The organism is Sporosarcina sp. Y838, from assembly GCF_056786515.1.
Window position 1 is genome coordinate 24,186 of record NZ_JBXCJD010000010.1, and the last position, 20,995, is coordinate 45,180.

Here is a 20,995-nt window from a genome sequence, read left to right on the forward strand (position 1 = left end):
GAAATGAAAAGATTATTGATATTACCCACAATGGCAGCTATTCTTTTCCTTTCGGGATGTTTACCTCAATTTGGTACAGAAAAAGAGGAAGTTATTCAGGAAAACGAAGAGAGCGTCGAGGAAATAGTTGTGATTCCCGATGTTCAGTTGAAAGATGAGTTCTACAAAACACTGCTACCTTTCAAAAAAAGTGCAAGCCGCGGTCTAATTGTTAGCAATATCTATACAAAATACGACATGCAGGAAGCGGAAGAAGGGCTTTTACGTATTTCGAACGAGCAATATTCACCCGAAAACCACTTTTTTCAGGAAGGTCAGCATATTGATAAGGAAACAGCGCGGTCTTGGTTGTCTAGAAGTTCCACTGATGAAGCTGGTTTGAATCCCCCCATCCCGAAAGATATGAATGAAGATAAGGCCTCCGAAGAAGCGCCGATTTATTTGGCTCATATCATTGAGCAGAATTACCTCGTTATGACGGATGAAAAAAAAGTCCGCCTTGCCGGTATTTCAGTAGGCCTTGCACTTAATTCGGTTAGCTATTCGAGAAGTGGAAAGGAAACCACTATACCGGATAAGGTAATCGAACAGCAAGGTATGAAAATGGCTGAAGAAATTGTGAAACGCCTTCGAACACAGGAAGGGCTCTCAGATATCCCAATTGTTGTTGGGTTATTTAAACAAGAAAGTCGTAACTCCATTGTTCCAGGTGCATACTTTGCGAAAGCTGTAGCTGGAAAAGGTCAAGCAGTTCCGACTGGCTGGAAAGTTGTTAATGAGAAATATGTGGTGTTCCCAGCGTCTTCAAAGACAGGCGCATACAGGGATATGAATACGACATTTGAGAACTTTAAACAAGACATTGATGCGTATTTCCCTAGTTTTGTTAACGTAATCGGAACAGGGTTTTATAAAGACGATGACTTAAAGTCTTTAAGAATAGAAATGCCTATCCAATTTTTCGGTTCAAGTGAAATAATTGGTTTCACACAATTTATGACAGAGCTTGTGAATCAGTACTTTCCAAATTTGTATACTGAAGTAACAATAACGTCCACAAATGGTCCGGAAGCATTAATCGTAAAAGAGCCGGGTGATGAAAAACCTTTTGTGCATATTTACGGCTATTAAAGATCATAACTATTCAACATTCTGGGAAGATGATATGATTAATCGTACAATTCAAAGATGAGGAGGAGAAAAAATGACGAAATTAACGATAAGTGAAGTACAACGCCATGCAGGACTGGCTAGGCTTGCTATGACGGATGCTGAGGCGGAAGTGTTTGTCGGACGACTTGATGAAATTATCGGGTTTGCCGATAAACTGAAAGAAGTGGATACGGACCATATAGCTCCTATGACTCATCCGTTGCCTCTATACAATGTTCTCCGTCAGGATATCCCTACAGATGCACTGGACCGGGAAGAGATGTTGAAGAGTGTGAAAGAACACGAAGCAGGACAAATTAAAGTGCCGACTATCATTTGATGAACGGATTTAAGGAGGAAGAAAAATGACGTTATTTAAAAAGACGGCAACAGAGCTTCAGTCGCTATTACATAATCGGGAAGTGTCTGTCAAAGAACTGACGGAGGAGTCAGTTTCCCGTATTGCGAAAATGGATGGAAAAGTAAAAGCTTTCCTCCTTACAAACGGAGAACAGGCTCTTGCACAAGCGGAAGAGTTGGACAAGCAACCATTGGAAGGGCGCGGACCTCTATTCGGATTACCAATCGGATTGAAGGATAACATCGTCACAAAAGGAATCGTTACGACTGCTGCAAGTAAGATGCTCGAAGATTTCGTTCCTGTCTATGATGCTACAGTTGTTGAAAAAATCAACGAAGCTGGACTTGTAACAATCGGGAAATTGAATATGGATGAATTTGGAATGGGATCGACAACAGAGAGATCTGCGTTCCAAACTACGCATAATCCATGGAATCTCGACTTCGTTCCAGGCGGCTCGTCAGGCGGTTCAGCGGCAGCAGTAGCAGCTGGCGAAGTGGCATTCGCCCTAGGTTCGGATACAGGTGGATCTGTTCGTCAACCAGCAGCTTTTTGTGGCGTCGTCGGCATGAAGCCCACATACGGTCGCGTGTCACGATCAGGTTTGGTTGCATTCGCGTCATCGTTGGATACAATCGGTCCGATTACACGCAATGTTGAAGACAATGCGTTGTTGCTTAGCGTAATTTCAGGCTTAGACCCAAGAGACTCATCGACATCGCCACTAGACGTGCCTGATTTCAGAGCCGCTCTCACTGGCGACATCAAAGGCCTGAAAATTGGTGTACCGGCTGAATATCTAGGTGAAGGTATATCTCCGGAAGCGAAAAATGCGGTAATGGAAGCACTGAAAGTTCTTGAATCACTTGGTGCTGAATGGGAAGAAGTTTCACTGCCACACTCGAAGTACGCTTCACCTGTGTACTATGCGATTTCTTCATCCGAAGCATCATCAAACCTCGCACGTTTCGACGGCATCCGCTACGGTTACCGTGCTGAAGGTGTCAAAGATCTCGAGGAATTGTATTCACGTTCCCGTTCCGAAGCTTTCGGAGATGAAGTGAAAAAACGTATTTTGTTTGGTATGTATGCGCTGGGAGCAGCTCATCACGAAGATGTATACGTAAAATCACAAAAAGTGCGGACATTAATTGCACAAGATTTTGCAACTCTTTTCGAAAAATACGATGTGATTATCGGGCCTTCATCCGCAACAACAGCTTATAAAATCGGCGAAAAAATTCACGATCCATTGGCGTTGTATGCAAACGATGTATTAACGGTTCCAATTAACCTTGCGGGTGTGCCAGCGATTTCGGTTCCATGCGGATTTTCAAACGGACTGCCGCTTGGTCTTCAAATCATCGGGAAACATTATGATGAAGCGACATTGTATAAAGTGGCGCATGCTTATGAACAAGCGACTGATTTCCATAAACAGACTCCAGTCACATGGGAGGGGAAATAATTATGAATTTCGAAACAGTAGTCGGACTTGAAGTCCACGTAGAACTTAAAACCGATTCAAAAATCATGTCACCTGCCCACGCCCATTTCGGTGCGGAACCGAATATGAACATCCACGTGATTGACTTAGCTTATCCTGGTGTGTTGCCGGTGATGAATGAACGTGCGGTTGACTTCGGTATGAAAGCGGCATTGGCACTTAATTGTGAAGTTGCGCCAGTCACTAATTTCGATCGCAAGCATTACTTCTATCCCGATAATCCGAAAGCGTACCAAATCTCTCAGGATGAACATCCAATCGGTGCAAACGGCTGGGTCGAAATTGAAGTCGAGGGCAAGAAGAAAAAAATCCGAATTGAACGTGTCCACCTTGAGGAAGATGCGGGGAAATTGACACATACCGATGAAGGTCATTCACTTGTCGACTTGAACAGACAAGGGACTCCACTTATTGAAATTGTGACAGAAGCGGATGTCCGGTCTCCAGAAGAAGCGTATGCATTCCTTGAAAAGCTAAAAGCAATCATTCAATATACAGGTGTTTCCGACGTCCGCATGGAAGAAGGATCCCTTCGTTGTGATGCGAATATTTCCATCCGTCCGTTTGGACAAGAGGAATTCGGCACGAAAACGGAATTGAAGAACTTGAACTCGTTCAACTTCGTTCGCAGAGGAATAGCATATGAAGTGGAACGCCAAGAAAAAGTTTTACTATCCGGTGGGAAAATTGATCAGGAAACACGCCGTTATGATGAAGCAACAGGTAAAACACTTCTAATGCGTGTAAAAGGTCCCGCGAACGATTATCGTTTTATTCCTGAACCTGACTTGACGGATATTCACATCGATGAAGCATGGATTGAACGGGTCCGCGCGGAAATCCCTGAACTTCCGGACGCACGGAAGGAACGTTATATCAATGAACTAGATTTGCCTGCATACGATGCAATGGTTTTAACATTGACGAAGGATATGTCTGATTTCTTCGAAGCAACGGTTGCGGCTGGAGCGGATGCGAAACTTGCTTCCAACTGGCTCATGGGTGAGGTATCAGGTTATCTGAACGCAGAGGCGAAAGAGCTTGATGCTACTGCATTAACGCCTGAAGGACTTGCAAGTATGATCAAACTGATTTCAGATGGAACGATTTCATCCAAAATCGCGAAAAAGGTATTCAAGGAATTGATTGAAAACGGTGGAGACGCTGCAGTCATCGTCAAAGAAAAAGGACTTGTCCAAATTTCTGACGAAGGCACACTCCGTACAATCGTCACAGAAACACTAGATGCAAATGAACAATCAATCGAAGACTATAAAAACGGGAAAGAGCGTGCAGTCGGCTTCCTCGTTGGTCAAATTATGAAAGCGACAAAAGGGCAAGCAAATCCGCCACTGGTCAATAAAATCCTTCTCGAAGAAATCGTGAAAAGGTAAAAAGAAAAGTGCAAGGCGCCGTTTAGACGCTACTCTCTTATGATCTGAGCGCTTGGCGATTAGACACCATTTAAAAGGAACGCTCTGTCAAGGACAATAACAAGTCTCACGGCGGAGCGTCTTTTTTTAGTCTCGTAGTTTGATTCGCGGGAAGGGACGACGTACAATTATAGAAAAGGAGTGTGGATGATTTTGAAAACTGAAAAAGACTATTTTAATGAAGCCATTTCACTCGAACAGTATATGAATAAGATGGACAAACATAAGGAAGAAAGCTTCCGCATTTATGAACAATTTGAAGTACCGGCGGATGACGAATTCATAGGACTGTTGAAGGAAAAGAAACCGAATATCCTAGTCATTACAGAAGATTGGTGCGGGGACGCAATGATGAACAATCCGGTTCTACGAAGAATAGCGGAGGCTGCGGATTTAGACGTACGTACTGCATATCGAGATACGGATACGGATTTGATCGATAAACATTTAACGAACGGTGGAAGGTCGATCCCGGTTTACTTGTTGCTTGACGAAAACGGGGAAGTTGAAGCGAAATGGGGACCGCGGGCAGCTTCGATCCAAGAATACGTTTTGGAACTGCGAAAAGATATTCCAGCAGCGGATTCACCGGAGTTCAAAGAAAAACAACAGGAATTCATTGAACGGATTAGTGCAGAGTACACTTCCAAGCCGGAACTTTGGCTGACGGTCTACGATGACATCCGCAAAACATTCCTTCCTGTATTGCAGAAACAATCATAAGTACCAAATATCTAAGTTCCGAATAGTAAATGCAACCAGCCCGGCTGAAATTGTGTCGTCTATCGGAATAATATTGAAAAAATAACATATGTACGAATAGAGGGAAATTCGGATGAAACGAGCACGAATCATTTACAATCCGACATCGGGACGTGAAGCATTCCGCAAACATCTCAGTGAAGTTTTAGAGAAACTTGAGAAAGCCGGATATGAAACATCTTGTCATGCGACAACACGCGAAGGGGACGCGACAGAAGCGGCTAAACACGCTGTGGAATCCGGTTTTGACCTTATCATTGCTTCAGGCGGAGATGGTACGCTGAACGAAGTTATCGCGGGTGTCAGTCCTTTCGAGCAGCGTCCTAAAATTGGACTTATTCCAACAGGGACAACGAATGACTTTGCACGTGCACTGCGTATTCCACGCGATATTAATGAAGCAGTGGATATTATTGTTCGAGGGGAAACGATACCTGTCGATGTCGGTATGATGAACAATCGCCATTTCATTAATATCGCAGGCGGTGGCAGATTGACGGAATTAACATATGATGTGCCGAGTAAATTGAAAACGGTACTAGGGCAACTTGCTTATTATTTAAAGGGTATTGAAATGTTACCGTCTTTTCACTCGACTCATCTCAAGATAGAATATGATGGAGAAGTGTTTGACGAAGAAGCGATGATGTTTCTTGTAGGCTTGACGAATTCTGTCGGCGGCTTTGAAAAGCTTGCTCCGGGTTCAAGCATCAATGACGGTAAATTTACGTTGCTTATTCTGAAGAAATGTAATATTGCAGAATTCATCCGGGTCGTTACACTCGCACTTAGAGGAGAGCATCTTGGTGATCCGCTAGTCATTTCAACCAAAGCGGAAACAATTAAAGTGACATCAACTGACAAGGTGCTCTTGAACCTAGATGGAGAATTCGGCGGTGTATTGCCAGCGACGTTCGAAAACCTTTACAGGCATATTGAAATGTTTGCGCCTTTGGCTGAATTACGGAAAGAGGATCTTATAGGTTTAACAGACTCTTCTGAGGAGTAATTACCTAGGTAATGATTTGGAAAAATAAGCTGTAAGGATGCTAAATCTGACATCCTCACAGCTTATTTTTTTCTGACTCGGCCATGTAACTCCATAGACTGACTAGGTAACACCATGGACCGACCCTATGGTAAACTAAATGTATCTGAAATTTGGAGGAAAAAACAATGTCTTATAATGTGAATAGAAATGATCGCCTTAGCGTCCATGTAGAAGATTTAACACATGATGGCTCGGGTGTTGCAAAAGTGGAAGGCTATCCTCTTTTCATACCGGGCGCACTGCCAGGTGAAGAGGTTGACATACAAGTAGGAAAAACACTGAAAAATTACGGTTTCGCCAGGCTGTTAAACATCACTAAACCATCTCCCGACCGCGTTAAACCGCCATGTCATGTGTTCTCAGAATGCGGTGGATGCCAGATGCAGCATTTGTCTTACGAAGGCCAACTGGTACAAAAACGTAAAACGGTACGCGATGTACTGGACCGTATCGGAAAACTGCCGCACGTGCCGGTTCACCCCGTAAAAGGGATGGACGATCCGTGGCGCTACCGCAATAAATCACAAATACCTTTCAGTGAGCGAGATGGTAAAGTCGTTTCTGGATTTTACAGATCCCGTACACATCATATTGTAGACACGGATATCTGTCTTATCCAAAGTCACGAAGCAGATGACCTGATGGCTATGTTGAAATATGAACTGCATGCGATCGGCATCGATGCCTATGATGAAAAGACGCATCTTGGTTTGTTGCGTCACTTAATTGTACGTAAAGGGCGTACTTCAGGTGAAGTAATGGTTGTTTTAGTGACGCGCAAAAAGAAATTTACGCAGAAAACTGCAGCGATTGAACTTATTAAAAGAGTTATTCCAGGTGTAACCTCGATAATGCAAAACTTTAACACGGAGAAAACAAACGTTATTTTTGGTGAAGAAACCGTTTTACTGTACGGAAAACCGGTTATTATGGATTCAATTGGAAATATCGACTTTGAAATATCAGCACGTTCATTCTACCAAGTGAACCCTGAACAGACAGAAGTCCTTTACGGGCAAGCACTTGAATATGCACAGTTGACAGGAAACGAATCCGTCATCGATGCATATTGTGGTATTGGTACAATCTCGTTGTTCCTCGCACAAAAAGCAAAAGAAGTATACGGTGTCGAAATCGTTCCCGAAGCAATCGAAGACGCTAAGCGCAACGCAGAACTGAACGGCATTGATAATGCTTATTTCGAAGCAGGTCCTGCTGAAGTCGTGATTCCAAAATGGTATGCAGACGGCAAGCGATTCGATGTATTTGTTGTCGATCCGCCGCGCAAAGGTTGCGACGAAGAGTTGTTGAAAACGATTCTGGAGTTTAAACCGAAGCGCGTGGTTTACGTATCGTGTAACCCAGGAACGCTTGCGCGGGATTTACGGATCCTTGAAGATGGCGGTTATCGTACACAGGAAGTGCAGCCTGTTGATATGTTTCCACATAGTTCACACGTTGAGTGCGTAGCGTTGCTAGAACTTGCTTAAATAAAAAGTAGACGTGCCCGAGAATTGATAGTGAATTCACGGGCTTTTGTCTTAATATAATACAATCGGGAAGTATAAAAAATAGATGATGTAATTAAATGTATAAGGAAGATGCCAGACATGAAAGTTGAAATTGAAAATGAAATTATAGAATTTAATGTTCAGTATGGAAAAAGAGAGAAGCTAACCATTCATATAGATTCGTTTGGTTTCATAACTGTTAAAGTACCTAAAGACACAAGTGAAGAAATTATTATCAGTGCTATAGAAAGTCGAGCGAAAAAGATATTGGAGAAGATACACGAAATTGCAGTAGCTCGAGAAACCCCTAAAAAAAGAGAGTATCATGCTCAAGGGAAGTTCTTATATCTTGGAAAGGAGTGTTTTCTCCAAGAGTTGGTAGATTGTAGCGAATTAAATGAAGATGTGCTTAAAAGAAAGCTTAAGAAGTTTTATATTAATAGCTGCAAGACTGTTATAGGAGAACGGATAAAAATTTATCAAGAACAATTGAAAGTTAAACCTAAAATCATTGAAATAATAGAGTCTAAGGCGAAGTGGGGAAGTTGTAGTTCCGATAAAAAACTAACATTTAATTATCGTCTAGCTATGGCCCCAATTGAAGTTATTGATTATGTGATAATCCATGAACTATGTCATATACTTCATATGAATCATGATCGTTCGTTTTGGAGACGTGTTGGAAGCATTATGCCAGATTATAAAGAGAAGGAAGCGTATTTGGATAGGCATGGACATTCAATGTCACTTTAAAAACACTTTTATAGAATAAAAAGATACCTAGTTCTGAAGCAAATGGGAATTGTTTCAGAACTAGGTTTTTTCATGAAAGAACTGGTTTACCAAAAGAATGCTGATGCTAGAACGATCCCCGTGATCGCACCAAGTGCAATACCAAATCCGAAATTCCTTCTACCATATCCACCAAAACCATATCCATATCCACCAAGACCACCAATCGGTCGAATCCATACCATATTTCTATTTAATCTAGTAATCTCGCCCGTATGAACGCGGCCATCACGACAAGTAATTCTCACAGTTTTACCTTGATATCTGGAGCAAACATTATAAAAGTCAGTTTGAGACATTTTTTATCCTCCTTTCAAACATATTTACTTACTTACAAGCATGTACTGATAGGATATGGTGAAAATACTATTCTGTAATAGATAAACGTCTAGTCCCGTACTAATATATATTGTTGTGATTAGTTAAGTTGAAGTATTGAATCTAGCTTATAACGGAGCGAAGGCTACCCCTAGCGCCGCAACGTTCAATGGGATTCTTTATTTCCACTGGATAAATAAATTATAAAAGGATGAGGAAATCGTCGGTTATCCAAACGCATACATGGCTCTATGAGTTTTTTAAAGCATGTGTAGAACAATCGAGCAAGAGTCCATGTTTTTGGCAATGTGAAATACTTTGTGTGCCACTTGTAAAGTCATTTCCTGAAATTAGCCCCGAAGAATTGCAATATGAACTTCTAAACCATGGCTTATTTGATCCAATTGAATGGACTGACATAGAAAAACAAGTGAGGGAAATGGAGAAACAAAGCGTCTGGCAAATTGTTGATGAGGAATATCAGTTTTTAAAAGGTTTATGGCAAGGTCCAGAGATATCCATCTATATTTTTCCGATAAGTAAAATGAAACTTAAAGAGGAAGAGCAAGCACCATCTAAAAATGGCGTAGCATATAAAGGAGGGTTGTTTTTATTTTTAACTGAAGGACTCGTAAGAGAAGAAATAAAGGCTTTATTTGCACATGAATACAACCATGTTTGTCGATTAAACTATTTAGGGATAGAATCTACCAAAATATCTTTAAAGGAATCGCTAGTTATAGAAGGTTTAGGGGAGTTTGCTGTCAAAGAATTATACGGTGAAAAATGGATGGCTCCATGGACAAATCTGTATTCACTTGAAAGATCTATCAAAGTGTGGAATGAACACTTTATTCAACAACTGAACTTGATGGGGGTAGGGAACCATCAAACCTTTTTATACGGAAATGGCAAAAGTAGACTTCCCAAATGGATTGGATATCATATAGGTTTTCAAATTATTGATACCTACAAAGAAAAGAATGGACCATTTAACGATTATGAGTTATACCGAAAGTCCTCCGATGAACTGATTGCAGGTTCTATCTTTCCGGAGAGTAAGTTGTACTAATCTCAAAAGATATCTGTAATAAAACAATCTTATTCCTAGATAGTTATCTAGGAATAAGATTGTTTTGAGTTTATGGTAAATAACACCGAAACACACGAAAGCCGATGAATTCATGGTATTGAGAAATGAAACGGTTATGCTCATCCCATAAATCATAGAAGTCGATAGGTATGTTTCCAGACGGATTTATATCTTTAATATCAGTTTGGATTAGGTCAGCTGGGGTGTCAATTATTTCTATTTGTGTAAACCCAGCTTGTTGTATTTTCGCTATCCATTCTGATTCATTTAAAATTTCATTAACACCGTACAGGCTGCAAGCTTTTTTCTGTAATTCTTCCGATAGGGATTGTTCAGCAGTCATTTCAATCAAAATCATACGACCGCCACTTTTTAATAATCTGGAGAGTTCGCTTAATGTACTGGGGATATTAGTGAATGTGATAACAGATTCTGCAATTAGTAAATCAAAGGAATTGTCGTGAAGCTCGAGTTTTTGAGCGTCACCTTCAATTACTAAAACAGATGAACTATTATTCTCGAAGCGTTCTCTAGCCTTTTTTAACATAACCGGATGATTATCTACTGCTGTAACTTTACAATTGAATGTTAGGGCTAAGAATTCGGCTGTTTGACCGGTACCGCAACCGATATCCAACACAGATTCAAAAGGTTGAATGTTTTCGTTCATCAGTATGGACTGCGATAAAGAAAACCCACCAGGATGCGCACCACCAATTCCAAAATAAGCTACTAAGTCTAGATAGTTATTTAACAATCGATACTCCCCTAGTCTACCTTTGTTTTCGGTTTAGCAATAGCCATAGCCATCATCGTCAAAGCAATTTCCTATGAAAGCAGCTCCAACAATAATTAGTAGGATAAATAAAACAACAATTAACGCAAAGCCCGATCCATTCCCGCTGTATCCAACGTTCTTATCTATACTTGAAGACATTTTATCCCTCCTTCTATTTCTATTAATAGAGTATGAGTGAGATTAGAGAATCACAGGGCTAAAGCAAAGAATTTTATCTGGACCTTTGATGTTGAAATAAAGAACCTCGAGGTAGCCGCTCCTGCGCTGGGGTGTTCACTATTAAGGGAGTTGATTCAGAATGTGGAATTTATACCGCTTGGCGCTCTGGGGATGCCTCTGGCCATGAGCCTGGATTTACGCTTCGCATCCAGTCTCACGGCTTCGGCTACCCCTTTGCCGCGCCTGCGCTGGAGTGTACATTATTGAGAGAGTTGTAATTCGGAGATGTATAGCATGAGATTGTAATGTGATTACTATTTGATACTAAATTAATTCAAGAAAGACGCATTATAGATTGCAGGTCTTATCCTCAATAACGAAAAACGCTTTCTTACATAGACCATCCAGCGAAGGCGCAACTTCGTGGTAGCCGAAGCGATAAGACTGAAAGAGATCTTCTTTCTGGCTTATCGCGGGAGGCATCCACAAAGCGCTGCAGCGGTATTAGCAGGATTTCTGAATCGTTCCCTGTATAAGAACTGTTATTATTTACATTCGCTCGGTATAAGATTTAAACCATTTAAAATATGAAAAAGGGATCTTATTCAGTAGAATAGGATCCCTTTTAACATATTTTCACACGAACTTTGCTCTCTATTTTTCATTTTGTATTAAGTGTCTTTTTTGTGGAATCCAATAAACAATCAGACCTTAAGGGCTAACAGGGGGTTCCATGACAGTTAATGTCCGGTTGACTGTGTCCATATTTAAAGTAGCACCGATAGGAATTGTTGCTTTATATGTGCCGTGTGCAGTTGCCAGGTTGCTCATGAGAGGCTTGCCTAAGGGAACTAGAAAATCATTGATAAGATCTGTATATGATTTTCCATACGCAATCTCACAATTTGTGCATTCCCCCATAATAATTCCAATGCATTCGTCAAACTTCTTCGCTAAGAACAGGTGGTTTAGATATCTGTAAACAGTGTTAATGGGCTCGTGTGTCTCTTCCAGTACGAGAATTTTACCTGCTGTATTGATTTCAAAAGAGGTCCCTAAAGTTCCGATGAAAGAAGTTAAATTACCTCCAACAACTGGACCCGTTACATTTCCTTGAACGTTACCAATCAACGTCATACCTGGTGGGTTTTTTATTTCCCAAGGGGCGGTTAATGTTGAAGTTGCTTGGAAGAATTGGTTGAAATTATAGGAAGGGGTATTCGAGTTAAAGTCAAGTAGAAGGAGGCTTTGAAACGTTATTAAGTCCGCATATTCATATAATGCATTTAGTAATATCGTAATGTCACTGTAGCCTGAAACAATTTTTGGGTTTTGTGAAATTACAGAAAAGTTGAGGAAAGGGAGAATACTTGCTACCCCTACACCGCCTCTCGAAGGTAAAATCCACTTCACATCCTGATTCAAAAACATTTGCATCAAATCTGATGCCATTTCTTGAGGCGTTGCTGCTAGGAATCCAGACGCTGAATAGACATGTTCCCCAACAAGCACTTTATACCCCATTCTCTTTAAGGTAGCAATTCCGGCGTCTATTCTACTAGCTGCCAATGGACTTCCTAACGTAACAATGCCTACAGTATCTCCTTTTTGTAATTGAGGTGGTCGTATAGCGATATTTTTCGGCTCCCTTCAAGAAAATCTGGACGCAATTGCGACGAGACGTAATTGATTAAAATGAAAGTGTGATGGAATGCGAAAAATCTTGTCTATTTGTCCAGGCGAGATGAATTGTTGGACATGAGCTAGTAATGTACCTGTACAAGTATAGAAAATGAAAAAGGAGGTGCACAAAATGAATCAAATCAAAGCATTTACAAATGTTCAAGCTGCAATGAATTTAGCTAACACGGGTGAAGACATTCTCGGAGGTCTAGTTATTCTTACGGCTGTAGTCACTGAATTCGCTCTTGCAGATCTAATATTTGCTGAAGCAGGAAAAATCGAGGAAGCAGTTGAAAACAACGCAAATGTTGGAGATCTAATAAGTCTGGATCAATCTGTAGCTAATGTATTGGACCAAGTATGTTGTATCGAAAAACAAATCGTTGAAAAGATTAAACAAGGCAGATATATCATGAACGGTGTAGCACCTTACTAAAAAAACGTAGTTGAATAATGCATCCATCAATATAACGCACATTATATAGGTGAACTGCATAAAAGAAAAACATTTACACATGCCAACTTCTGAAAAAGTTGGCATGCTTTTTTAAACCACATAGCTACATAAAAAAGATTAAACTATGTATATACATAAATCGAAGGAAAGTTTAATAGGAACGGTATCTTCCGTATCTATAGTCTGGTAGCACTAGATGTACTGCGTTATGTATTTGTATTATAACCTATGCGAGAAGTAAGCAAGATGTGCTTCTTTTCACTAATATTTTGAACCTAAGTAATACATCTAAATGACTCAACATATATCTTTTATCCTGTGCTAAAAATAACGTTTGCAGGACCTTTCGCATATGATATAATAAATGAAAAGAATGGTCTGAATAATCAGTATTCACCATTTGCTGTGGGGTTATGACTATGGGAGAGGTAAAGAAAAGGAAATTACTATTTATTTTTGGATGTATATGTATGTTGCTTCTAGTAGGTTACGAGGCTAGGCCTTTCTATCATGCAGAGTTGAAAGGAATGATTAGTATTGCACACAGGGGTGCGGCTAATTTTGCGCCGGAGAATTCGCAAGCTGCTTTTCAAAAAGCAATAGAGCTTGGAGCAGACTTCTTAGAATGTGACGTTCACCTATCGAAGGATGGTGAGCTAATAATAATACATGATGACAAAGTGGACAGGACTACAAATGGGAAGGGCTATGTGAAAGATTTTACACTTGCCGAATTAAAAGAATTGGATGCAGGAGGGAAATTTCACGCATCTTTTGCAGGTGAACAAATTATGACTCTTGATGAATTGTTAGACGAGTTTTATGGGCAAGCCGGCTTGTTAATAGAGTTAAAAAAACCGTTAATGTATCCAGGAATGGAAGAGAAAGTAGTAGCCTTGCTAAATGAATATAAGGATTTGAACAGCATTATTGTACAATCGTTCGATATGGAATCGATGAGGAAAATGACGACATTGCTTCCTGAATTAGAAGTGGCAATTCTTATGAAGCCATCTATTCAAAATGTGTCTTTCCAAGAGATAAATGATATGACTTCTTTTGCAACATATATTAATTTCAATGTCTCATATATCAATAAGCGTGTGATTAATGAAATACATAATCAGGGTGGAAAAGTATTAGTTTGGTCTACGAAAAACCAGAGATGGGTGGACAAAGCCTATCAATACAATGTGGACGGTATAATAACAGACTTTTCAATCTGGCCGATTGAAGGGCCAATTCGCTTAGTGCAAGACTAATATAAGATGGGAATTTAAATCCAGTACATACCTATATAAGAGGGAGTACTGGATTATTTATTTGTCACACCTATCTGGCTTTCTTGACAATGAAAAACAGGAGCCCTACACTTATGAGTAGAAAAGATAGTTGGAGGACAAAATGACAAATCATACTTTCATACCAATCATTATAGGAACAGACATGAATGCTTACAACATGGCTATTTCATTCCATGAGGAGTACGGCATTAAACCGATTTTAGTGGGAAAAGAACCTTTATCATTCACCAGTTTAAGTTCAATTATTAAAAAGATAGAACTCAATCCGAAACTTCCAGAAAAAAAAGTGTTTGTTAGTTTTTTGAAAGAAGTTGCAGTCAAATACGCCGAACCTGGAAAGAGAATGCTCCTTATTGGAACGAATGATCTTTACGTACGAATGATTATTGAAAATGCGGAAGAGCTGAAAAGTGATTTCGTGTTTAATTACATACCGGAACCGCTTATGAACGATGTACTTGTCAAATCAAATTTCTATAAGTTGTGTGCTGAACATGGCATTGATGCACCGGCAACTTATTATTATTCTTGCCAAGACGACAAGGCATTCACGGAAAAGGTCATGTTTCCGATTATTATTAAGCCTAGCAACGGTGTTGAGTATTATAAGCATCCGTTTACAGGTATGGAAAAAGTGTACAAAGTCGATTCCTACGATGAAATTCAAGTCGTAATAGAGAAAATCAAAGCAAGTGGCTACAAGGAAGATTTAATTATCCAGGACTATATTCCAGGCGACGACACGTATATGTGGGATTCTGTTTTTTACATGAACAGTCGTGGTAAAGCCGAACTGATTACTTTTGCACAAGTCGTACTGCAAGAGCATACTGTAACGGCAATCGGGAATTATACAGCACTCATCACACGATACAACGAAGAAATGATGATGAAGTTAAAAGGATTCCTCGAAGCACTGAACTACGTAGGGTATGCGAACTTCGATTTGAAGTATGATGAGCGGGATGGCAAGTTCAAAGTGTTTGAAGTGAATATAAGACAAGGACGATCAAGTTACTATATCACTGCTTGTGGACATAATATGGCAAAGTATCTAGTCGATGATGTCATTCATGGGCAACAGAAAGAACTAACACTACTCAATGAAAACTTTCTGTTCACCGTAGTACCTAAAATTGTACTTAAGAAGTTTGTGAAAAACCCAAAAGTACTTAAACACGTAAAAAAATTACTTCGAGCTGGTAAATATGGCAATCCCTTGTTTTATAAAAAGGATCGTCACTTCAAGCGTAAAATTTACCTATTTCTTAGACAGGTTAATTACTATCAGAAGTATAAAAATAGTACATGGTGAAAAAATCCCCTATGCCAGCGTATAGGGGATTTTTGTTATGTTGTTGATATATCTGAATAGTCGATATATAATCAAGAGAAAAGGAGAATGCTTGAAAATGAGGAAATACCTCAAGGAATTTGTTGCTTTTCCTGATGTTGCGGTAATGATAGTTATTTTGTTAATTTGTGCCTCTTTTACGGTTCCGAATGTACTCCATATTTGGACGTGGGTTGCAATGGGTGTGGGATTGCTAACCTATGCGACGAGTGAATATATGGTCCACCGGTTTTTGTTTCACATTAAAACGCCAGAAAATCCATTTTTGCTAAAGACAATCAAGCGGCTGCATTATGATCATCATGTAGAACCAGATAATCTTAAATTATTGTTTTTACCGTTATGGTTTAGCGTGCCAGGATTTATCTTTTATTCTTTAATTTTTTACTTGATTACAAAGAGTATCATCTTGACGATGGCATTTTCGACTGGATTGGTTGCTTATTTCCTTTTTTATGAGTGGAAACATTATGTTGCCCATAGACCCATACAGCCCCGGACGAAAATGGGGAAAAACATTAAAAAACATCATCTACTGCATCACTTTAAAAATGAAAATTACTGGTTCGGCGTTACGCATAGGTCATTCGATAAAACACTGGGAACATTTAAAGAGAATAGCGAAGTTGAAAAGAGTCTCACTGCACGTAATCTAGAAAACAGGATGTAAGGAGGATGTTTGAAACAAACGTGATTTCAAGCAACATGGTAAACACCACTATAAACTTCCGCTTTTCGCAGCTGTAAAAAATATATCATACGTAACGATTAACTTTTTGCCGGCCGGAACAACTCCGATAGCCGGCATTTTTAAATGACATTGTTTTATGATTAGGTAATTGAGGTAAACTAAGACTAAAGGCTAAAGATAGGCGGGTAGACATACGATGTTAGATAATAAATTGAAGAAACTTCAAAAAGATTGGTTAGATGAAGCAACAATTACTGCTATGCAGGAAAAGATGAGCAGTGGGGATTTGTCATCCGAAGAACTTACATACATGTATATTGATACAATTTCAAATAGGAATAGAAATATAAATGCAGTACTGGAATTGAACTTGGAAGCTGTTCAGATTGCAAAGGCACTTGATGTAGAAAGGCTTGAAATAGGACCGCGCTCACTCCTCCACGGCATTCCGGTTCTTTTGAAAGACAATATGGGAACGAAGGATAGAATGCATACAAGTTGTGGATCTCTTGCATTCAAAGATTTCTATGCCGCTGATGATGCATTTTTAGTGAAGAAATTACGTGCGGCGGGAGCGGTTATTCTAGGAAAGACGAATATGACAGAATGGGCGAATTTTATGTCTGACCGGATGACGAATGGTTGGAGCTCGCGTGGGGGACAAGTGAATAATCCCTATGGTTTATTCGATGTCGGGGGATCGAGTTCGGGTGCAGGTGCAGCTATTGCGGCGAATATGGGGGCCGTGGCAATCGGCACGGAGACAACAGGGTCAATCCTCAATCCGTCAGCCCAGAACTCGCTTGTCGGTCTCAAACCAACTGTTGGTGCGATTAGCCGAACTGGGGTGATACCACTATCTAATACGCAAGATACACTAGGACCAATGGCGAGGACTGTAAGAGACGTGGCTATTACATTTAGTCTGCTAATCGGTTCAGACCAGGAAGACTCTGCAACTGCTGGCGCGTCCAGTTTAGACGAAGTCGATTGGATGTCTATCCTCGATACCAGGGCGCTAGAAGGTGTCCGTCTTGGCGTTGCCCGTTCAATTTTTGAACGGGAAGCGTCGACAGAACGTTTGTCTTTATTTGACATGGCACTCAAAAAACTTGAAGAAGCAGGCGCTGTGATTATCGATGCTATCGACTTGGGTACAATGGAAAATGACCTTGGCTACAACGTACTTCTTTACGAGTTTAAGGCATCTTTGAACGCTTATCTGGGAGGAACACCAGCGACAAACTCGATTCGCACATTGGCAGACATCATCCGTTTCAACAATGAACACGCAGATGAGACATTGAAATTCGGTCAAGTAATGTTGGAGAAGGTTGAGAGGACAAGCGGGACACTAACGGAACGTGCTTATATCGAGGCGCTTCTTCGGAATCGTCATCTAGCGGGTGATATTGCACTTGGAAAAGTGTTTGAAGAGCACGATATTCAAGCGCTGGTTTTTCCACAAGATCATGGATGCAGTTTCGGAGCGGCAGCGGGCTTTCCGTCCATTACGGTCCCAGCGGCTTATACAGAAGTAGGCGAGCCATTCGGTATAACGTTTTCAGGTAAAGCATTTACTGAGCCGGAGCTTATAGGTTTTGCTTATGCATTCGAACAGTTAGTCAACGCAAGACGAAAACCTTAAACAGTTTTGTCAGAAATAGAGTCTCCAAGGGCCTCTTATGATAAACTGAAGAGATTAGAGTGAAAGTAGGGATAATGATGTCCTTCTTAGAGAATTTTGACGATATGATTAAAGAAAAATGGAAATTTGAATATGAAATGCCCATCCAGGAAAAAATGATTCCAGAAATGATTGCAGGCAAAGATATCGTGGCAGAATCACCGACTGGTTCGGGTAAGACACTTGCATTTGTACTACCGCTTCTACAATTGGTCGATGGCGATAAAAAACAGACACAGGCATTGATTATTACACCTTCTCAGGAGCTGTCGATGCAAATCGTCAACGTCATCAGAGAATGGGTGACAGGGACGGGTATTACTGTGACACAATTAATTGGCGGGGCTAATATGCAGCGTCAGATTGAACAGTTGAAGAAAAAACCGACAATCGTTGTTGGAACACCCGGTCGTTTGGCTGAACTCATTAAAGTGAAAAAATTAAAAATGCACGATATCCGTCACATCGTACTCGATGAAGGCGATCAGCTGCTAGCGCGTGATCATCGCGTTATCGTGAAAAGTATGATTGAGGCGGCAAATCCGGAAAGACAAGTTGTTGCCGTATCTGCAACAATAACAGATGAAATTGAAATTGTTGCTAGCAAGTTTATGAATAATCCAATTCGTATCCAAGTTGGCCCGGAAGAAATGCCGAAGTCAGGTACCGTCGTTCATTCATTTGTGAAGACAGATGCACGGGACAAAACAGATGTATTGCGTGGGATTTCTTATTTGAAGGGAATTCGTGCTCTTGCATTTATTAACAATGTGGATCAGCTTCGCATGAAAGAAATGAAGCTCAAGTATAACGAAGCACCAATAGCAGTCCTTCATTCAGAAATGACGAAATTTGAAAGACAGCAAACATTGGAAAGTTTCCGTAAAGGTGAATTACAGATTTTAATAGCAACTGATTTGGCTGCACGAGGACTGGATATCGATGGCTTAACGCACGTTATCCATGTAGACGTGCCACATACAGTTGAACAGTACTTGCACCGCTCGGGTAGAACAGGACGTGCAGGTGGTGATGGAGAAGTATTGACGCTATTATCATATGCTGAAGAACGCGATTACCGAAAACTGACAAAAGGTATTAAAACGGTTCAAAAAGTATGGTATAAAGGCCATCTTGCAGAAGGCAATTCGAAAACAATTGGACTTCCCAAAAAGAAATGAAAAAAGGCTGTCCCCGTCAACCCAGCTACATTGGATTGACGGGGAACAGCCCTTTTTTGTTATTAGAGTTGTGTCAGTATAATTGGTTCACCTTTTGTAACGATAATCGTATGCTCGATTTGTGCAACGAGCGACTTGTCAGGTGTGATGAAGGTCCATCCGTCCCCAGACTCGATGATATGCTCTGCTTTTTCAGAGATAAAGGGCTCGACCGCTAGAACCATGCCTTCTTTCAGAAGTGTCTTATCCCAAGCGTCGTAATAGTTGAGCACATGGGATGGTTCTTCGTGCAATGCTTTACCAATGCCATGACCAGTCAAGTTCTTGATGACTTTCAAGCCATGTTCTTTTGCTTCGCGTTCAACCGCTTTTCCAATTTGGTTTAAACTGGAACCGGCTTTGACCTTCGTCATTGCACGCTCAAATGCACTTTTAGCTACATCACATAATTGCTGTTTCTTTTCATCAGGCGTACCGACGACAAAAGAAATACCAGTATCAGCGAAGTATCCATTATATGAACCGGAGACATCGATGTTAACGAGATCTCCATCTTCTATAATGCGGGAACCTGGCATGCCATGCGCAACTTCACTGTTGACGCTAATGCATGTATTTCCAGGGAAGTCATATTCTGCAATCGGTCCTGAAATTGCGCCTTTCTCTTTGAAGAGACGTCCGCCTATGTCATCAATTTCTTTTGTTGTTTTACCGGGGATTGTCGCTTCTTTCATCACGTCTCTGATTTCGGCTACAATTTTGCCGATTTTTTTTAAAGCTTCAATTTCCTCTACCGTTTTTGCAATCATTATTTCCAAGTCCTTTCTACCGTGCATTCTTTTCTATATCATACTATATCATAATAAACAGAACAAAAAAGTCTACAAACCATAAAAATGTTTGTAGACCATCTTATTATCTTCTTGGTTTTAATGTACCTGATGTTTTTTTATTTGACATGGCTTTTTTCACAACCGGGTAGATAATGGGCGCCCATTTCATAGCGGTTTTTAAAAGTTTTCCAATTTTCATAAATAATCACTCCTAGTGAAAGCATATATTTATCATTTTCCCGAAATAGAGGTTTAGTAAACATTCATCTCAATACCTTAACACCTTGAAAAACATTCCATACTAGAATGGCCATAAGCAGTAGTCCATAGATAAGCATGAATAAGAATGGCGTAAGTTGCCAAAATCCGAAGTTTGTGCTCGGCATTCCATTGATACTTTCCGTAAAGGAAAACATTGAAAAAGAAAATATGACAATTGTAGCAATAAGGAGGATGACAGGAACAAGGTGTGAAACTAAAGAACGTTTTGCATGGGATTTCACTTCTCGATCATCTGTAACAAAATAAACAATGATGGGAAGAAGCAAAGGGGAGAAGAAGACACTAAAATAGCATAGAGCAGCTAATAGTTTACTGTTTGTCATGTAGATTCCTCCGTTCAACTTTTACTATATAGGAAAATCACTATGTTTGTTAATCATCTTGCTTATAGGATTACCCTCCTATACAATGAAATAGACATTTGAATAACTTTAACCACAAGGGGTGCCTGTTTTGGCTGAGATTGGACATGAAGTTCTGACCCTTAGAACCTGTAAGATTATTCTTGCGTAGGAATGTGGATGGAAACTGACATATTTGATGTCCCATTCTATCCGGGATGTCTTTTTTTTATGCCCACATCCT

At 40.3% G+C, this 20,995-nt stretch carries 22 protein-coding genes and 1 riboswitch; of the genes, 15 read left to right on the plus strand and 7 right to left on the minus strand.

Annotation, left to right across the window (positions count from 1 at the left end; translation table 11 throughout):
- Positions 1-3: 3 nt before the first annotated feature.
- From AC1TO4_RS13210 to AC1TO4_RS13245, 8 genes are all read left to right on the plus strand, one after another.
- The gene (locus AC1TO4_RS13210) at positions 4-1,131 is read left to right on the plus strand and encodes a CamS family sex pheromone protein (RefSeq protein WP_482105717.1); all 1,128 of its coding nucleotides are present in this window, start codon (positions 4-6) and stop codon (positions 1,129-1,131) included.
- 73 nt (positions 1,132-1,204) lie between these two features.
- Positions 1,205-1,492, plus strand: a complete 288-nt coding sequence (gatC, locus tag AC1TO4_RS13215; protein ID WP_482105718.1) for an Asp-tRNA(Asn)/Glu-tRNA(Gln) amidotransferase subunit GatC — start codon at positions 1,205-1,207, stop codon at positions 1,490-1,492.
- A gap of 25 nt (positions 1,493-1,517) precedes the next feature.
- Positions 1,518-2,981, plus strand: a complete 1,464-nt coding sequence (gatA, locus tag AC1TO4_RS13220) for an Asp-tRNA(Asn)/Glu-tRNA(Gln) amidotransferase subunit GatA (protein ID WP_482105719.1) — start codon at positions 1,518-1,520, stop codon at positions 2,979-2,981.
- A gap of 2 nt (positions 2,982-2,983) precedes the next feature.
- A complete protein-coding gene (gene gatB / locus AC1TO4_RS13225) occupies positions 2,984-4,414 on the plus strand; it encodes an Asp-tRNA(Asn)/Glu-tRNA(Gln) amidotransferase subunit GatB (RefSeq protein WP_482105720.1) in 1,431 nt (476 codons plus the stop codon).
- A 192-nt stretch (positions 4,415-4,606) separates the two neighbouring features.
- Positions 4,607-5,176: a thioredoxin family protein gene (locus tag AC1TO4_RS13230; protein ID WP_482105721.1), complete on the plus strand. Its 570-nt coding sequence runs from the start codon at positions 4,607-4,609 to the stop codon at positions 5,174-5,176.
- Between the two features lie 112 nt (positions 5,177-5,288).
- Positions 5,289-6,224: a diacylglycerol kinase gene (locus tag AC1TO4_RS13235; protein ID WP_482105722.1), complete on the plus strand. Its 936-nt coding sequence runs from the start codon at positions 5,289-5,291 to the stop codon at positions 6,222-6,224.
- Positions 6,225-6,391: 167 nt separating this feature from the next.
- Complete coding sequence (rlmD, locus tag AC1TO4_RS13240; protein WP_482105723.1) at positions 6,392-7,756, plus strand: 23S rRNA (uracil(1939)-C(5))-methyltransferase RlmD; 1,365 nt, start codon at positions 6,392-6,394, stop codon at positions 7,754-7,756.
- 120 nt (positions 7,757-7,876) lie between these two features.
- Positions 7,877-8,530 carry a M48 family metallopeptidase gene (locus AC1TO4_RS13245; protein WP_482105724.1) on the plus strand — a complete coding sequence of 218 codons (654 nt, stop codon included), beginning with the start codon at positions 7,877-7,879 and terminating at the stop codon, positions 8,528-8,530.
- Between the two features lie 86 nt (positions 8,531-8,616).
- On the opposite strand, the gene AC1TO4_RS13250 is transcribed toward AC1TO4_RS13245, so the two are convergent.
- Complete coding sequence (locus AC1TO4_RS13250) at positions 8,617-8,868, minus strand: hypothetical protein (protein ID WP_482105725.1); 252 nt, start codon at positions 8,866-8,868, stop codon at positions 8,617-8,619.
- Positions 8,869-9,209: 341 nt separating this feature from the next.
- On the opposite strand from AC1TO4_RS13250, the gene AC1TO4_RS13255 reads away from it, so the two are divergent.
- On the plus strand, positions 9,210-9,959 hold the full coding sequence (locus AC1TO4_RS13255) for a DUF2268 domain-containing putative Zn-dependent protease (RefSeq protein ID WP_482105726.1): 750 nt from the start codon (positions 9,210-9,212) through the stop codon (positions 9,957-9,959).
- Positions 9,960-10,029: 70 nt separating this feature from the next.
- Here the strand turns inward: AC1TO4_RS13255 and AC1TO4_RS13260 are convergent, their stop codons facing one another.
- From AC1TO4_RS13260 to AC1TO4_RS13270, 3 genes are all read right to left on the minus strand, one after another.
- Positions 10,030-10,737 carry a methyltransferase domain-containing protein gene (locus AC1TO4_RS13260; RefSeq protein WP_482105727.1) on the minus strand — a complete coding sequence of 236 codons (708 nt, stop codon included), beginning with the start codon at positions 10,735-10,737 and terminating at the stop codon, positions 10,030-10,032.
- Between the two features lie 33 nt (positions 10,738-10,770).
- The gene (locus AC1TO4_RS13265; RefSeq protein ID WP_482105728.1) at positions 10,771-10,917 is read right to left on the minus strand and encodes a YjcZ family sporulation protein; all 147 of its coding nucleotides are present in this window, start codon (positions 10,915-10,917) and stop codon (positions 10,771-10,773) included.
- 732 nt (positions 10,918-11,649) lie between these two features.
- Positions 11,650-12,573: a S66 peptidase family protein gene (locus AC1TO4_RS13270; RefSeq protein ID WP_482105767.1), complete on the minus strand. Its 924-nt coding sequence runs from the start codon at positions 12,571-12,573 to the stop codon at positions 11,650-11,652.
- A gap of 178 nt (positions 12,574-12,751) precedes the next feature.
- On the opposite strand from AC1TO4_RS13270, the gene AC1TO4_RS13275 reads away from it, so the two are divergent.
- The 6 genes from AC1TO4_RS13275 to AC1TO4_RS13300 all read left to right on the plus strand — a co-directional run bounded on the left by AC1TO4_RS13275 (position 12,752) and on the right by AC1TO4_RS13300 (position 19,295).
- Positions 12,752-13,057, plus strand: a complete 306-nt coding sequence (locus tag AC1TO4_RS13275; RefSeq protein ID WP_482105729.1) for an alpha-helical endospore appendage domain-containing protein — start codon at positions 12,752-12,754, stop codon at positions 13,055-13,057.
- 440 nt (positions 13,058-13,497) lie between these two features.
- Entirely contained in the window at positions 13,498-14,340 is an 843-nt protein-coding gene (locus AC1TO4_RS13280; RefSeq protein WP_482105730.1) for a glycerophosphodiester phosphodiesterase, read from the plus strand.
- A 142-nt stretch (positions 14,341-14,482) separates the two neighbouring features.
- Positions 14,483-15,697, plus strand: a complete 1,215-nt coding sequence (locus tag AC1TO4_RS13285) for a carboxylate--amine ligase (RefSeq protein WP_482103013.1) — start codon at positions 14,483-14,485, stop codon at positions 15,695-15,697.
- A 97-nt stretch (positions 15,698-15,794) separates the two neighbouring features.
- Positions 15,795-16,406: a sterol desaturase family protein gene (locus AC1TO4_RS13290; protein WP_482105731.1), complete on the plus strand. Its 612-nt coding sequence runs from the start codon at positions 15,795-15,797 to the stop codon at positions 16,404-16,406.
- A gap of 217 nt (positions 16,407-16,623) precedes the next feature.
- Positions 16,624-18,075 (plus strand): amidase family protein, encoded by a 1,452-nt coding sequence (locus AC1TO4_RS13295; RefSeq protein WP_482105732.1) that lies wholly within the window; start codon positions 16,624-16,626, stop codon positions 18,073-18,075.
- 77 nt (positions 18,076-18,152) lie between these two features.
- Positions 18,153-19,295, plus strand: coding sequence for a DEAD/DEAH box helicase (locus AC1TO4_RS13300; RefSeq protein WP_482103011.1), 1,143 nt, complete (start codon positions 18,153-18,155; stop codon positions 19,293-19,295).
- A gap of 62 nt (positions 19,296-19,357) precedes the next feature.
- On the opposite strand, the gene map is transcribed toward AC1TO4_RS13300, so the two are convergent.
- The 3 genes from map to AC1TO4_RS13315 form a co-directional block, all read right to left on the minus strand.
- Positions 19,358-20,104 (minus strand): type I methionyl aminopeptidase, encoded by a 747-nt coding sequence (gene map, locus AC1TO4_RS13305; protein WP_482105733.1) that lies wholly within the window; start codon positions 20,102-20,104, stop codon positions 19,358-19,360.
- Positions 20,105-20,210: 106 nt separating this feature from the next.
- Positions 20,211-20,327 (minus strand): hypothetical protein, encoded by a 117-nt coding sequence (locus AC1TO4_RS13310; protein ID WP_482105734.1) that lies wholly within the window; start codon positions 20,325-20,327, stop codon positions 20,211-20,213.
- 64 nt (positions 20,328-20,391) lie between these two features.
- Positions 20,392-20,733 carry a magnetosome magnetite crystal formation protein family gene (locus AC1TO4_RS13315; protein WP_482105735.1) on the minus strand — a complete coding sequence of 114 codons (342 nt, stop codon included), beginning with the start codon at positions 20,731-20,733 and terminating at the stop codon, positions 20,392-20,394.
- A 107-nt stretch (positions 20,734-20,840) separates the two neighbouring features.
- A riboswitch (TPP riboswitch) is annotated at positions 20,841-20,943 on the plus strand.
- Positions 20,944-20,995 lie beyond the last annotated feature (52 nt).

Excerpts from the sequence above, each read along its gene's own strand:
- AC1TO4_RS13210 (WP_482105717.1), top strand. The coding sequence starts at position 4 with ATGAAAAGATTATTGATATTACCCACAATGGCAGCTATTCTTTTCCTT.
- gatC (WP_482105718.1), top strand. The coding sequence starts at position 1,205 with ATGACGAAATTAACGATAAGTGAAGTACAACGCCATGCAGGACTGGCT.
- gatA (WP_482105719.1), top strand. The coding sequence starts at position 1,518 with ATGACGTTATTTAAAAAGACGGCAACAGAGCTTCAGTCGCTATTACAT.
- gatB (WP_482105720.1), top strand. The coding sequence starts at position 2,984 with ATGAATTTCGAAACAGTAGTCGGACTTGAAGTCCACGTAGAACTTAAA.
- AC1TO4_RS13235 (WP_482105722.1), top strand. The coding sequence starts at position 5,289 with ATGAAACGAGCACGAATCATTTACAATCCGACATCGGGACGTGAAGCA.
- rlmD (WP_482105723.1), top strand. The coding sequence starts at position 6,392 with ATGTCTTATAATGTGAATAGAAATGATCGCCTTAGCGTCCATGTAGAA.
- AC1TO4_RS13245 (WP_482105724.1), top strand. The coding sequence starts at position 7,877 with ATGAAAGTTGAAATTGAAAATGAAATTATAGAATTTAATGTTCAGTAT.
- AC1TO4_RS13250 (WP_482105725.1), bottom strand. The coding sequence starts at position 8,868 with ATGTCTCAAACTGACTTTTATAATGTTTGCTCCAGATATCAAGGTAAA.
- AC1TO4_RS13265 (WP_482105728.1), bottom strand. The coding sequence starts at position 10,917 with ATGTCTTCAAGTATAGATAAGAACGTTGGATACAGCGGGAATGGATCG.
- AC1TO4_RS13275 (WP_482105729.1), top strand. The coding sequence starts at position 12,752 with ATGAATCAAATCAAAGCATTTACAAATGTTCAAGCTGCAATGAATTTA.
- AC1TO4_RS13280 (WP_482105730.1), top strand. The coding sequence starts at position 13,498 with ATGGGAGAGGTAAAGAAAAGGAAATTACTATTTATTTTTGGATGTATA.
- AC1TO4_RS13285 (WP_482103013.1), top strand. The coding sequence starts at position 14,483 with ATGACAAATCATACTTTCATACCAATCATTATAGGAACAGACATGAAT.
- AC1TO4_RS13290 (WP_482105731.1), top strand. The coding sequence starts at position 15,795 with ATGAGGAAATACCTCAAGGAATTTGTTGCTTTTCCTGATGTTGCGGTA.
- AC1TO4_RS13295 (WP_482105732.1), top strand. The coding sequence starts at position 16,624 with ATGTTAGATAATAAATTGAAGAAACTTCAAAAAGATTGGTTAGATGAA.
- AC1TO4_RS13300 (WP_482103011.1), top strand. The coding sequence starts at position 18,153 with ATGTCCTTCTTAGAGAATTTTGACGATATGATTAAAGAAAAATGGAAA.
- map (WP_482105733.1), bottom strand. The coding sequence starts at position 20,104 with ATGATTGCAAAAACGGTAGAGGAAATTGAAGCTTTAAAAAAAATCGGC.
- AC1TO4_RS13310 (WP_482105734.1), bottom strand. The coding sequence starts at position 20,327 with ATGAAAATTGGAAAACTTTTAAAAACCGCTATGAAATGGGCGCCCATT.
- AC1TO4_RS13315 (WP_482105735.1), bottom strand. The coding sequence starts at position 20,733 with ATGACAAACAGTAAACTATTAGCTGCTCTATGCTATTTTAGTGTCTTC.